The sequence below is a fragment of the Streptomyces sp. CNT360 genome, assembly GCF_000424785.1.
On the sequence record NZ_AUKO01000001.1, the window covers coordinates 556,956 to 570,691 of the forward strand.

General features: G+C 74.8%; 7 protein-coding genes. 1 reads left to right on the forward strand and 6 read right to left on the reverse strand.

The features are described from left to right. Window positions 1-74: 74 nt before the first annotated feature. The gene (locus H297_RS34060; RefSeq protein WP_078513676.1) at window positions 75-2,537 is read right to left on the reverse strand and encodes an ATP-dependent DNA helicase UvrD2; all 2,463 of its coding nucleotides are present in this window, start codon (window positions 2,535-2,537) and stop codon (window positions 75-77) included. 135 nt (window positions 2,538-2,672) lie between these two features. Between H297_RS34060 and H297_RS0102425 the strand changes: the two genes are divergently transcribed. Next, entirely contained in the window at window positions 2,673-2,915 is a 243-nt protein-coding gene (locus H297_RS0102425) for a mycoredoxin (RefSeq protein WP_027735749.1), read from the forward strand. A 236-nt stretch (window positions 2,916-3,151) separates the two neighbouring features. Here the strand turns inward: H297_RS0102425 and nudC are convergent, their stop codons facing one another. The 5 genes from nudC to H297_RS0102450 all read right to left on the reverse strand — a co-directional run bounded on the left by nudC (window position 3,152) and on the right by H297_RS0102450 (window position 13,522). Continuing rightward, entirely contained in the window at window positions 3,152-4,126 is a 975-nt protein-coding gene (gene nudC, locus H297_RS0102430; RefSeq protein ID WP_027735750.1) for an NAD(+) diphosphatase, read from the reverse strand. Between the two features lie 94 nt (window positions 4,127-4,220). Then, the gene (locus H297_RS0102435; RefSeq protein ID WP_027735751.1) at window positions 4,221-5,630 is read right to left on the reverse strand and encodes a M20/M25/M40 family metallo-hydrolase; all 1,410 of its coding nucleotides are present in this window, start codon (window positions 5,628-5,630) and stop codon (window positions 4,221-4,223) included. 10 nt (window positions 5,631-5,640) lie between these two features. Further along, window positions 5,641-9,216: a UvrD-helicase domain-containing protein gene (locus H297_RS0102440; protein ID WP_027735752.1), complete on the reverse strand. Its 3,576-nt coding sequence runs from the start codon at window positions 9,214-9,216 to the stop codon at window positions 5,641-5,643. An 86-nt stretch (window positions 9,217-9,302) separates the two neighbouring features. Further along, on the reverse strand, window positions 9,303-12,890 hold the full coding sequence (locus H297_RS0102445) for an ATP-dependent DNA helicase (RefSeq protein WP_027735753.1): 3,588 nt from the start codon (window positions 12,888-12,890) through the stop codon (window positions 9,303-9,305). A 200-nt stretch (window positions 12,891-13,090) separates the two neighbouring features. Beyond that, entirely contained in the window at window positions 13,091-13,522 is a 432-nt protein-coding gene (locus tag H297_RS0102450) for an MGMT family protein (protein WP_078513677.1), read from the reverse strand. Window positions 13,523-13,736: the final 214 nt, after the last annotated feature.

The following is a 13,736-nucleotide window of genomic DNA, read 5'->3' on the forward strand; positions in this document are numbered from 1 at the left end:
CACAAAGGCCGGAGGGCGTGCAGGGCTCCTTCCCCCTCCCCCCACCCCCACCCTCCTCCGCCGCCTCTCCTAAGTCACGGACCCTTGTCGTCCGCCTCTTCCTCCTCCGCCTCGTCGGCCTGGGCTTCGGGGTTGCCCTTCCGCCGGGTCCGGTCCTCGTCGGTACGCTCACGCGGGGCCTGGTCCTCGGGGGGACGTCCGGTTCGCGCCGTGGCCTCTTCCTCGTCTTCCTCGTCTTCCTCGTCTTCCTCGTCCTCGTCCGTGCGCGGAAGCTCCTCGCCCGCGCACAGGGCCAGGACAGCGGGGCCGAACTGCTGGAGCTTGCGGGCGCGGACGCCGGAGATCCGGGACAGCGCGGCCTCGTCGCCGGGGACTGCCTCGGCGATGGCCAGCAGGGTCTTGTCCGTGAAGACGCAGTACTCCGGCTGACGCAGCAGGGCGGCCTGGTCGGCGCGCCACTGGTGCAGGCGCTCGTAGAGGACCTCGTCCAGCTCCGCGGGGCAGTCCTCGCAGCGCATCAGCTTCACCTCGCCGGGGTGGGTGAGCGTGCGCCCGCACACGCGGCACCGTGCGGGGGCGCGGCGCACCCGCGAGCGTGCGCCCGGGACCCGGTGGCTACCGGCGGCGCTGCCGCTTGCTCCGCCCTCGACGCTGCCGGTGGCGGCGCCCGGGCGAAGGGTGCGCGCGGCGCCGCTGCCGGAGCGGAGGCCGGTGAGGAAACGGCTCGGCTGTCTGACGGGGCGGCCCCCCGGGGAGCGGGCCAGCGCCCAGGAGAGGGTGAGTATGCGCCGGGCGCGGGTGATGCCGACGTACAGGAGTCTGCGCTCCTCCTCTATCTGCGCCTCGGTCTTGGCATAGGTGATGGGCAGCATGCCGTCGGTGAGGCCGACGAGGAAGACGGCGTCCCATTCCAGGCCCTTGGCCGCGTGCAGCGAGGCGAGGGTGACGCCTTCGACCGTGGGGGCGTGCTGGGCCCTGGCGCGTTCGTCCAGCTCCGCGACGAAGTCGGAGAGTGCCGCCTGGGGGCGGGCCGTGCCGAGGTCCGAGGCAAGGCGTACCAGGGCGGCCAGGGATTCCCAGCGGTCGCGTGCGGCGCCGGAGCCGGCGGGGGGCTGGGGGTTCCAGCCCTTGGTGCCGAGGACGGCGCGCACCTGGGAGGGGAGGTCGACGGCGTCGTCCAGCAGGGCGTCGTTGCCGCCGGCGCGGGCGGCACCGCGCAGGACGACGAAGGCCTCACGGATCTCGGGCCGTTCGAAGAAGCGCTCGGCGCCGCGGAGCTGGCAGGGGACGCCGGCGTCGGCGAGGGCCTGCTCGTAGATCTCCGACTGTGCGTTGATGCGGTAGAGCACGGCGATCTCGCCGGCCGATACGCCGGAGGCGATGAGGTCGCGGATGCGGCGCGCGGTGCCTTCCGCCTCGGCGGGTTCGTCGGCGTGTTCGACGTGGACGGGTTCGGGGCCGGCCTCGCGCTGGGAGACGAGTTCGAGGCGGTGTTCGGCGGCGCGGCCGCGGGCCTGGGTCAGCAGCCCGTTGGCGAGGTGGACCACCTGGGGGGTGGAGCGGTAGTCGCGGACCAGTTTGACGACGGTGGCGTCGGGGTGGCGGGTGCGGAAGTCCAGCAGGTGGTCGGCGCTGGCGCCGGTGAAGGAGTAGATGGTCTGGCTGGCGTCGCCGACCACGCAGAGGCTGTGCCGGTCGCCGACCCACAGTTCCAGGAGGCGCTGCTGGAGGGGGCTGACGTCCTGGTACTCGTCGACGACGAAGTGCTGGTACTGGCTGCGGACGGTCTCGGCGATGTCCGGGCGGTCTTCCAGGACGGCGGCGGTGAGCAGCAGGACGTCCTCGAAGTCGATGACGGAGCGTTCGCGTTTGAGCTGCTCGTACAGGGCGTAGAGACGGGCGGTCTCGGCCGCGTCGCGGGGGGCTTGGCGGCCTGCCTTGGCGGCGGCTGCCGGGTAGTCCTCGGGCACGGTCTGGGTGACCTTGGACCATTCGATCTCGCTGGTGACGTCCCGCAGCTCGTTGCGGTCCAGGCGCAGCCGGCAGCGGGTGGCGGCCTCGGCGACGAGGGGTCCCTTGCGCTCGATGAGGCGGGGCAGTTCGCCGCCGACGGCCCGGGGCCAGAAGAACTGGAGCTGGCGCAGTGCCGCGGAGTGGAAGGTGCGGGCCTGGACGCCCTGGGCGCCCAGGGAGCGCAGACGTCCGCGCATCTCTCCGGCGGCGCGCTGGGTGAAGGTGACGGCCAGCACGGCGGCGGGCGGCAGGATTCCGGCGCGGACGCCGTAGGCGATGCGGTGGGTGATCGCTCGGGTCTTGCCGGTGCCCGCGCCGGCCAGCACGCATACGGGACCGTGCAGGGCGGTCGCCACTTCGCGCTGCTCGGGGTCGAGGCCCTCGAGCACCGCGTCGGGGGAGTCGGGTGCCTGCGGAAAGAGCTGGGGGTCCGTTGCTGCTGTCACATGGCCATGCTGCCAGGGCGGGTGCGGGGTGAGGGGCGGCTGTCCACAGGGTGGGGGTGTTGATCGTATGAATCGCATGAATGGGGCCGCTTCCCGGATGCTGGTTGCCTGCGGGTGCGGGTTTCCGCGGGGTGCGGGGAATGGCGCGGGGAATGGCCTGGGGCCGTCGCGCGTTCACCGAGGGCACCGGACGAGACGAAGGAGCGCGGGAAGATGGCGGGCACTGTGACGATGTACAGCACCACGTGGTGCGGGTACTGCCGTCGGCTGAAGAGCCAGATGCAACGCGAGGGCATCGCGTACACGGAGATCAACATCGAGCAGGACCCGGACTCGGCGGCCTTCGTGGAGAAGGCGAACGGCGGCAACCAGACCGTGCCGACGGTGCTCTTCCCCGACGGATCGACGTTGACGAATCCGTCTCTGGCGCAGGTCAAGGAGAAGATCGGGGCCTGAGCGCCCTGCCGAAGGCCCCGCCGGACGGTTCGAGACCGAGCCGTCCGGCGGGGCCTTCGTGCTGCGGGGCAGTCGCGGCCCGGGAACCGCAGCGGGACCGAGGCCGAAGGGGCTGATCGCTCTTCTGCGGGGCCGCCCCTTGGAACGATGGGCTGCCGGACCGCCGGAACGGCAGGTCGGCAGACCGGCGGGTCGGCGGCTGTGCCGGTGTCGGATACGGAGCGGCAGGGGGCCACTCAGGGGTGGCGGGGCTGCGGCAGGGGGCGTCCGTACCAGCGTTCGACCAGGCGGGCCGCGATGGAGATGCCGGAGGGCGGGAGCACCTGGCCGGACTCGATCGCCTCCCGCAGTTCGTCGCGGGAGAACCAGCGGGCCTCTTCGATCTCGTCGCCGTCGACCTGGATCTTCGGGGAGGTGGCGCGGGCCATGAAGCCGAGCATCAGGCTGGAGGGGAAGGGCCAGGGCTGGCTGCCGACGTAGCTGACGGGGCCGACGGTCACGCCTGCCTCCTCGGCGACCTCACGGCGAACGGCGGCCTCCAGGGACTCGCCCGGTTCGACGAAGCCGGCGAGGGTGGAGAACCTGCCCTCGGGCCAGTGCACCTGGCGGCCCAGCAGTGCGCGGTCCTTCTCGTCGGAGACCAGCATGATCACGGCTGGGTCGGTGCGCGGGTAGTGCTCCGCGCCGCAGGCCGAGCAGCGGCGGATGTGCCCGGCGGCGGCGATGCCGGTGCGCTCGCCGCAGCGGGAGCAGTAGCGGTGGGTGCGCTGCCAGTTCTCCAGGCCGATGGCGTGGGTCATCAGTTCGCTGTCGCGGTCGGAGAGCAGCACGCCCGCCTCCCGGAGGCCCGCGGGGCGGGCGATGTCGTCCATCCGTCCGGGCAGGCTGTCCTTCTGGAGGGCGAAGTAGCGCACCCCGTCCTCGTCCGTGCCCAGGAAGTAGCGGTGGGCTTCGGTGAAGGGCGCGTCGAAGGAGGGCATCATGACGAGTTCTGTGGTGCCGTCCTCCTTGTCCTCGATGAGGGCCTGCCCGCCGGAGACCACGAAGACGCGGGTGGTGGGGTGGCTCCAGGCCGCCGCGAGCCATGCCTCGTCGAGCCGGTGGTGGGAGGCGCGGTCGATGCCTCCGGTGGCGGTGAGGCTGATCGGGCGTTCGGCCCGGTCGGGGTTCTCCGGGCGGTCGGGGCGGTCGGTCGGGGTCCGGGTGGTCACTGCTGTTTCCTACTCCCCCAGATGTCGGGGCCTCCCTGCCGGTGCGGGTCAGGGGGCGGTGGGTGGGCTGTCGGGAGGGCGGCCGGCCCGGTGGTCAGCCCGCGCTCCAGTGTGCCGCGAGGTCGTCCCACAGGTAGGCGGCCGTCTCGGCGCCCTTGAAGAGGAGATCGAGTTCGACCTTCTCGTTCGGGGCGTGCCAGCCGTCCGAGGGGACGGAGATGCCCAGGAAGAGGACCGGTGCCGCCAGCGCGTCCTGGAGGTCGGCGGCGGGCCCGGAGCCGCCCTCTCTGGTGAAGCGGATCCGCTGTTCGAACGCGCGGCTCATGGCGCGGGTGAGGGAGCGCAGCGCGGGGTGGTCGAGCGGGGTCAGGCAGGGGCGGGTGGTGCCCCAGAAGGTGATCTCGTGCCGGATGCCCGCGGGCAGGTGGGCTGCGGTCCACTCGCGCAGCGCCTGCTGGACGGCCTCCTCGTCCTGTCCTGCGACCGTGCGGAAGGACAGCTTGAGCTGCGCCTTGGAGGGCACGATGGTCTTGCCGCCGGGGCCCTGGTAGCCGCCGCTGATGCCGTTGACCTCGGCGGTGGGGCGGGCCCAGACGCGTTCGAGGGTGGTGTAGTCGCGCTCGCCGAGGGTGGCGTGCGAGTGGGCGGTGCGCACCCAGGCGTCCTCGTCGAAGGGGAGTTCGGCGAAGAGGGTGCGTTCCTCGTCGGTGAGGGGGACGACGCCGTCGTAGAAGCCGGGGAGGGTCACCCTGCGGTCCGCGTCGTGCAGCGCGGCGGCGAGCCGGGCCGCCTCGGTGGCGGGGTTGGGAACGGCGCCGCCGAAGGAGCCGGAGTGGATGTCCTGGTCGGGGCCGTACAGGTCGATCTGGCAGTCGGTGAGGCCGCGCATGCCGGTGCACACGGTGGGGGTGTGCTCGTCCCACATGCCGGTGTCGGAGACGACGACGGCGTCGCAGCTCAGCCGCTCCGCGTGGTCGTGCAGCAGCGCGGGGAAGTGCGGGGAGCCGGACTCCTCCTCGCCCTCGATCAGCAGTTTGAGGGTGACGGCGGGGGCGGTGCGGCCGGTCGCGGCGAGGTGGGCGCGGACCCCCAGGGTGTGGAAGAGCACCTGGCCCTTGTCGTCGGCGGCGCCGCGCCCGTACAGCCGTCCGGAACGCTCCTCGGGCTCGAACGGTTCGCTGTGCCACCCGTCGGCGAGGGCGGCGGGCTGGACGTCGTGGTGTCCGTAGACGAGGACGGTGGGGGCGGCCGGGTCGGCGGCCGGCCACTCGGCGAAGACGGCGGGCGCTCCCGGGGTCTCCCACACCTCCGCGACGGGGAAGCCGGTCGCGCGCAGCGTGTCGGCGAGCCAGGCGGCGCTGCGCCTCACGTCGTCCGCGTGCCCCGGATCGGCGGAGACGGAGGGGATGCGCAGCCATCCGGCCAGATCGGAGAGGAAGGCGGACCGCTGGTCGTCGATGAAGGCCCGGACAGCGCTGTCCGGAGGAGCCGGGGTGGTGCTCATGCCCTCGACTCTAACGGTCACCGGGCGGTTCCTCCGCAGCCGGACGGCTGCCCGGCACCTGTGTGGCAGGCGATCCGGCGGCGCCGGTCAGCAGGCCCTCCAGCTCGGCGCGGCCCGGCAGCCCCGTCGGGCGGACCAGGTCGCCGCTGCGTACGTACAAGAACGCCGCCCCGACCGAGGACAGCGGCACTCCGCGCTGCTCGGCCCAGGCCAGGCGGTAGACGGCGAGCTGGAGGGGGTCGGCGTCCTGTGTCCGCCCGGTCTTCCAGTCGACGATGTCGAACCTCACACCGCCGTCGGCCGTGCGGTCGCGGTACACGGCGTCGATACGGCCCCGGATGACGCGTCCGGCCAGCACGAGCTGGAAGGGCGCCTCGACGCGGTAGGGGGTGCGGCGCGCGTACGGGGTGCGCTCGAACGCCTCTTTGAGGGCGGCCAGGTCGCGCTCGTCCGCGATGGCGGGCGGCTCGCTGCCGTCGGGGCCCTCGCCGTCGGCGCCGGGCAGTTCGTCGGGGCCCAGCATGGGCAGGGTCAGTTCCTCGAAACGGGACTCCACCCAGGCGTGGAAGCGGGTGCCGCGGCGCGCTGCGGCAGGCCGTGGCGGACGCGGCATGGGGCGGGCGAGCTCCCGTGCGAAGCCCTCCGGGTCGGCGGCCATCCGCAGCAGTTCGGTGGCGCTCAGGGTGCCGGGCAGCGGGACGTCGCGCACCGCCGCACGGGAGCGGCGCAGTTCGTCCGTGAGGGCTCCCAGGTCACGGTCCCAGGCGTCCACCAGCCGCGCCTCCTCGGGCGTGAGTTCGGCGGCTCCGGCCGGCTCCACGGGCCCGTCCGGCGGCGCCCCGGCGAGAGCTCCCTCCTCCACGACGGACCCACCGGCACCGCCGGTCCCCGCACGGTCGGTGCCCTCTTCCAAGAGGTCTCCCGCGGACTCGGCCCCGCCCTCGGCCAGACCCTCCTCCCCTGTGTGCCCCGCGGACCCGGCCCTGTCCCGGTCGGTGTCCTCGTCCGAGGGACCCCCCGCGGCGCCGGTGCCGCCCGCGGTGGCGGGGGCGCGGTCCACAGAGGCGGCGCGGTCCCAAGGGGCTTCGAGGTGGGAGAGGACCGTGCGGGCCGCATCGCGGCGGCGTTCCAGGGCTGTCGCGTCCAGCGGCAGCGGCCAGGCGCGTTCTTCGGCGGGCTCCTCCAGTGCGGGGTTGGTGGTGCCTTCCTCGGGCGGATCCGCCCAGTGCTCGACCTCCCCGTTGGCGGGGCCGGCCTCGCAGTGGGCGCGGAGTGCCTCCAGGAAGGCGGAGGGGCCACGGGGGCGCTTTTGTGCGGGGCCCCACCAGTGGCCGGAGCCGAGCAGCAGGCTGCGGGGCCGGGTGAAGGTGACGTAGCCGAGGCGGAGCTCCTCGGTGGCCTGGTGGACGCGGAGCGCCTTGTCGTGCTCCTTGAGGCCCTTGGCGCTCCACGCGGGCGCCGGCGGCAGGGTGGCCGCGTCGCCGCGCAGCGCGTAGGGCAGGACCTTGGGCTGGGTCGTCCAGGTCTCGCGGGCCTGTTCGCTGGGGAACTGTTTGGCGACCAGCCCGGGGACGGCCACCACGTCCCACTCCAGCCCTTTCGACTTGTGCGCTGTCAGCAGCTTGACGGTGTTCTCGCCGCCCGGCAGGGAGCTGTCGAGCCCCTTCTCGTGCTGCACCGCGGTGCGCAGGAAGGCGAGGAACGCCAGCAGGGAGGTCTCGCCGTCCACGGAGGCGAAGCCGGCGGCGATGTCGAGGAACCGGCCGAGGGTCTCGCGCCGCCGGGCGGCCACCGCCTGCGGGGAGGCGGCCAGCTCCACGTCCAGCCCGGTGACGGTCAGCACCCGGTGGAGGACGTCCATGAGCGGGTCGGCCAGGGAGCGGCGCAGGTCGCGCAGTTCGGCGGCGAGCCGGGCGAAGCGGATGCGGGCCTCGGCGGAGAAGGGCAGCGCGTCGTCGGGCCCGTCGCCGTCGAGGAAGGTGTCGAGGGCGTCGGCGAGGGAGCGCAGTTCCGTGGGGTCGGCTCCTTCGACGGCGGCGGCCAGGCGCTGGTCGGGGTCGTCGTCGGTGCCGGCGCGCTGGTGGGCGACCAGCAGGGCGGCGCGGCGGCCGAGCAGGGCCAGGTCGCGGGGGCCGATGCGCCAGCGGGGGCCGGTCAGCAGCCGGACCAGGGAGGCGTTGGCGGTGGGGTCCTGGAGGACTTCGCAGACGGCGACCAGGTCGGCGATCTCGGGCAGATGCAGCAGCCCGGACAGTCCGACGACCTCGACGGGCAGTTCCCGTTCGGTCAGGGCGCGCTGGATCCGGGCGAAGTCACCGGCGCCACGGCACAGGACGGCGATCTCGCCGGGCGGGGTTCCGGTGCGCACCAGGTGGGCGAGGGAGTCGGCCAGCCAGTCGGTCTCCTGCTCCTGGGTCTCCAGCAGGGCGGCCCGCACCCGTCCCGCCTGTGCGGCGTCCGGCGCCGGGCGGAGCGCTTCGACGCCTGCGTGCCGTTCCCGCAGGGGCGCCGCGAGCCCGTTGGCCAGTGTCAGCAGCCGGCCGCCGCTGCGGCGGTTCTCGCTCAGTGACTGGCGGCATGCCGGGCTGCCGTCGGCGTGCGGGAAGTGGCGGGGGAACTCGTCGAGGTTGGCGACAGAGGCCCCGCGCCAGCCGTAGATGGCCTGGCAGGGGTCCCCGACGGCGGTGACCGGGTGGCCGGTGCCCTGCCCGAACAGTCCGGCGAGCAGGACGCGCTGGGCGACGGAGGTGTCCTGGTACTCGTCCAGCAGGACGACGGAGAACTGCTCGCGCAGCGCCCGTCCGACGTCGGGGATGCGGGCGAGGCGGGCGGCCAGGGCGATCTGGTCGCCGAAGTCGATGCGTTCCCCTTCCCGTTTGCGGGCGCGGTAGGCCTCGACGAGGCCGAGCAGTTCCTGGCGGGCGCGGGTGGCCTGGGGCACTCTGCGCAGCTTGTCGTTGGTCAACTCGGCGCCGTCGAGGGACGCGAGGAGCTCCTCGCCGTGGGAGCGGGCCGCCTCCGGGTCGACCAGGTGCTCGGACAGTTCGGCGTCGAGGGCGAGCAGATCCTCCACCAGGGCGGGCACCGATTTGGTCAGGTCGTCGAACGGGCCCTGCGCGGTGCGCAGCACACCGGCGGCGAGCTGGAAGCGGGTGGCGTCGGCCAGCAGCGCCACCGTCGGCTCGATGCCCAGCCGCAGCCCGTGCTCGCTCAGCAACTGCCCGGCGAAGGCGTGATAGGTGGAGATCTGCGGTTCCCCGGCGGCCTCGCCACTGCCGGCAGCGGCCGCCGGGTCCGGGTCGGGGTCGGTGACACCCGCCCGGTGCAGGGCCTTGCGGACGCGGTCGGCCAGCTCCCCCGCCGCCTTGTTGGTGAACGTCAGGCCCAGGACCCGGTCGGGGGCGACCTGCCCGGTACCCACCAGCCACACCACGCGGGCGGCCATGACGGTGGTCTTGCCCGAGCCCGCTCCGGCCACGATCACCTGCGGGGCGGGCGGCGCGGTGATGCAGGCCGTCTGCTCCGGGGTGAACGGGATGCCCAGCAGCTCGGCGAGCTGTCCGGGGTCGGTGAGTGGTGCGGGCACTCCTCAGACGCTAGCGGGCTCGGCTGACACTCCGCGCCGCGGCCGGGCGGCCCGCCTGCGGCTGTGCGGGCGGGGTGTGGGGGAGGTCACTCCACGATGTGGCGGCCCTCCGGGAGGGCGGAGCAGGCCGAGCGGAAGGAGCAGTGGGTGCAGTGCTGCCCGGGGGTGGGGGTGAAGCGTTCGTCCAGTACGCGGGCGGCGGCGGTGGCCAGCAGTCCGCCCACCCAGTCGCCCTCCTGGTCGACAGAGCGGTCGCCCTCCGGGTCGGCAGAGTGGTCGCCCTCGTGGTCGGCATCGGCAGGACCGCCCGGCGGCTCCTGGCGCTGCACCACCGGGAGGGCGTCACCGCCGTCCCGCCTGGCGGCACCGAGCCGCAGGTGGACGAGTTCCGCGCCACCCGGCTCGGGGCGCCGCCCGTCGAACAGTGCGTCGGCGGCACCCTCCCGTACGGCGAGCTGGTAGACGGCGAGCTGCGGGTGGCGCTCGACCTCCGGGCCGGTGGGGCGGGTGCGGCCCGTCTTGAAATCGACCACGTAGGCGCGGCCGTGCGCATCGCGGTCGACGCGGTCCATGCTGCCGCGGATCCGGACGGCGTGCTCCCCCGCCCGCAGCGTCACCTCGAAACCGTGCTCGCTGCCGACCGGTTCGCGGCCCTCGCCGTGCTCCATGACGTGCCAGCGCAGGAACCGCTCCAGGGCGGCACGCGCACTCTCCCTCTCCTGCCGCGACTTCCACGGCGCCTCGAAGGCCAGCCCGTCCCAGACGGCGTCCAGCCGCTCCATCAGCACGGACAGGTCCGCGGGGGCGCTGCCGGAGGCCACCTCGTCCGCCAGGACGTGCACCACGTTGCCGAACCCCTGGGCGGCCGTCGCCGGCTCGTCCGCCTTCACCTCGCGCGCCAGGAACCACTGCAGGGAGCAGGTGCGCACCAGCCCCTCCAGGGCGCTGCCCGACAGCGCCACCGGCCGGTCGCGGTCGCGCAGCGGTACGTCGCAGCGGGTGGGCTCCGCCAGCCCCCACCAGCGCTGCGGGTGCGCCGCCGGCACCAGCGCGTAGCCCTCCTCGTCGCGCTCGGCGGCGAGCCGCGCCAGCCTGCGCGCGGCCGCGTCCCGCAGCGCGGGCGACGCCTTCGTATCGACGGTGGTGGCCCGCAACTCCGCGACCAGGGCGGGCACCGACAGCGGGCGGCGCGGCCGGCCCGCGATGTGCTGCGGCTCCACCCCCAGCTCACCCAGGAACCGCGAGGGCTGGTCGCCGTCCTCCGCCTGCGCCCGTGCGGCCGTGACCACCAAACGCTCGGCCGCACGGGTCGCCGCGACGTAGAACAGCCGGCGCTCCTCGGCCAGCAGCGCCCCCGCGGACAGCGGCTGAGCGAGACCGTCCCGGCCGATGCGGTCGGCCTCCAGCAGCGAGCCGCGCCGCCGCAGGTCCGGCCAGAGTTCCTCCTGCACCCCGGCGGCCACCACCAGCCGCCACTGGCGCCCCTTGGCGCGGTGCGCCGTCAGCAGCCGTACGGACTCGGGGCGTACCGCCCGCCGCACCAGGGTGTCGGCGGCGATGTCCTGGGCCTCCAGCTCCGTGAGGAAGTTGAGGGCGCCCCGGCCGCCGCCGCGCTCCTCCGCCCGGGCCGCCACCGCGAACAGGGTGCAGACGGCGTCCAGATCGCGGTCCGCGTTGCGGCCGCCGGTGCCGCCCCTGCGCGCCGCCCGCTCCAGCCGGTCCGGCCAGCCGGTGCCCGACCACAGCGCCCACAGCGCCTCCTGGGCGGTGCCGCCCCCGGCCAGCAGTTCGCGGGTCTTGCGCAGCAGCAGGCCCAGGCTGTGCGCGCCCTCCGCCCAGTGGCCCCCGTACGGCGAAGAGGCGGCCGACGGGTGCGGGGTGTGGGCGGCCAGCCGCCCGGGCTCGGCCAGCGCCTCGGCCAGCAGCACGTCGGAGGGGCGCGGCACCGTGGCACCCGCGGCGCGCTCCTCCTCGCGCAGCGCCCGGCCCAGGCGGCGCAGGTCCGCCGCGTCCATCCCGCCCAGCGGGGAGGTCAGCAGCGTCAGCGCGGTCCCGGTCCGAAGGGCCGCGCTCCCCTCCAGGGCGCCCTCGGCGGCGACCCGCAGCGCCGACAGCAGAGGGGCGACCGCCGGTTCGTGGCGCAGCGGGACGTCGTCGCCGTCCACGTCCACCGGCACCCCGGCGGAGACCAGCGCGCGCCGCACCACAGGCAGGGAGCGTCCGCCCGCCCGGACCAGCACGGCCATCTCCCCCCACCCGATCCCGTCTTCCAGGTGGGCTCGGCGCAGCAGGTCGGCGATGTGCTCCAGCTCGGCACCCGCCGTCGGATACGTGAACACCTCGACGCGGCCCGCCCCCGTCGCACGCCCGCCGTCGGACTCACCCTCCGTGTCCGCGCCGCCGCCGGGCCCGACCCCCGCCCACGTGCTCCCCTGCTGGGCGCCCGGGTACGTGCCGTCGCGCTCGCCGGAGCGGCCGGGAGGGGCAGGGGGGGCGGGCGGGGCCGGTGTGCGGTGGACGCGGACGGCGCCGGCGGGCAGCCGGGTGAGCGGCATCCGTGCGGCCAGCCGGCGGGTGGCGGCCAGCACGGCGGGGGCCGCGCGGTGCGCGGTGCGCAGCACACGCACGGGCGCGGGGGCTCCGGAGCGCTGCCGGAAGACGTCGGGGAAGTCGAGGATGCCGTTCACGTCCGCACCACGGAAGGCGTAGATCGACTGGTCGGGGTCGCCGAAGGCGACGAGGGTGCGGGACCCGTCACCCGCCAGGGCCCGCAGCAGCCGCACCTGCGCGGGGTCGGTGTCCTGGTACTCGTCGACGTAGACCGCGTCGTAGGCGCCGGCGAGCCACGCGGCCACGTCGTCGCGCTCGGCGAGCAGCGCCGCGCGGTGCACCAGCTCCGCGTAGTCGAGCACGCCCTGTGCGTCGTGCACGTCCAGGTACTCGGCGAAGAAGCCGGCCGCGGCCCGCCAGTCGGGGCGCCCGGCCCGCCGGGCGAAGTCCCCCAGTGCGGCAGGGCCGAGCCCCAGCTCGCGGGTGCGGGCCAGCACGGCACGCACCTCGTCGGCGAAGCCGCGGGTCGTCAGGCAGGCACGCAGTTCGTCCGGCCAGCGCACCGTCGCCCGCGCCCGGCTCTCCAGCGCGAGCTGGCCCTCCAGCAGCTCCCGGATGTGCAGGTCCTGCTCGGGTCCGGTCAGCAGCCGCAGCGGCTCGGTGAACAGATCGGCGTCCTGGTGGGCGCGCACCAGGGCGTAGCAGTAGGCGTGGAACGTGGTGGCCCGCGGCGCGTTCAGGACCCGGCCGCTTCCGGCACCGTCCGCTGTGCCGCCCGCTGTGCCGGACAGGATCGGGGGCGGGGCGTCGGCCGGGGCGGCCAGCCGGGCCGTCATCCGGTCGCGCAGCTCGTTCGCTGCCCGGCGGCCGAAGGAGAGCACCAGGATCCGCTCGGGATCCACACCCTCACGGACACGCCGGGTGACCGCCTCGACCAGGGTGCTGGTCTTGCCCGTACCCGGCCCGGCCAGGACGAGGAGCGGACCGCCGCGGTGGTCAACCACGGCGCGCTGTGCCGCGTCAGAGGCAGGGAGATCGACCGGCCCCGCCGGGGTGCGCACCAGCCGGTACGCGCCGGGACCGCGGGAGCGCTGCGGCGCGGCGGCGGTAAGGGAGGGACTCACGTAAATCGCCTAGGGAGAGGACTGTGCGACGTGGTGCGAACGCTACGCCGTCCGGCACATGTGCCGCAGCGCATCGCTCCCGCACCCCGGGTGGCCGCCGCGGCCCGTGCGGCTGCTGTACTCCGTCCGGACGTGCGGACACCTCGGGTCGCGAGGCATGACGGAAGCTGGGAACTGTGAGCAGCAGCCGCAGCGCGGGGTCACCCGCTGTTCCCGTCCCAGCGGGCCCGGCGTATGTCGATACGCGGGATGTGCCCCGGGGTACGGGACGCCGGACCGCTCTCCCGCAGCGGGGTGCCCTCCGCGCGGTAGTGCGCCAGCGCTTCGAGTTCCTGGCCCGGCAGCGGCACGCCGTCGGCTCGCACCACGCGCCACCAGCACACCGCGCCCCCGTACAGCGCCATGACCCGGCCCACCTGGCGGGGGCCGCCGTCCTCCAGCCACTCGGCGATGTCGCCGTACGTCAGCACCCGGCCGGCCGGGACGAGGTCGGCCACGTCCAGTACGCGCTCCGCGTAATCGGGCAGCTCGGGCAGGGCGGCCGCGGCCGTGCCGGGCGGCACGGCCGCACTTCCCTCGGGTGGTGCGGTGGCGCCGGGGGACGGCCGACCGCCTGCGGGGTTTCCAGGCATGCGAGCCATGCTGCCTCATGCCACCGACAGCCGGGCCGCCTCCCGAACCGGCGGCGCACGCCCCGGAGCGCCGTTTCGTCCCCCGGGACCCCGGAATGCCCCCTCGTTGTCCCGGCGAGCCTTTCCTCGTGCCACCATCTTCCGGGCGGTGACGAGTGAGACGGGACCACGACGAGACGGAATCCGGACAGCGGCACGGTGCCGGCTCCCGCGC

Excerpts from the sequence above, each read along its gene's own strand:
- H297_RS34060 (WP_078513676.1), bottom strand. The coding sequence starts at position 2,537 with ATGCGATTCATACGATCAACACCCCCACCCTGTGGACAGCCGCCCCTC.
- H297_RS0102425 (WP_027735749.1), top strand. The coding sequence starts at position 2,673 with ATGGCGGGCACTGTGACGATGTACAGCACCACGTGGTGCGGGTACTGC.
- H297_RS0102435 (WP_027735751.1), bottom strand. The coding sequence starts at position 5,630 with ATGAGCACCACCCCGGCTCCTCCGGACAGCGCTGTCCGGGCCTTCATC.
- H297_RS0102450 (WP_078513677.1), bottom strand. The coding sequence starts at position 13,522 with ATGCCTGGAAACCCCGCAGGCGGTCGGCCGTCCCCCGGCGCCACCGCA.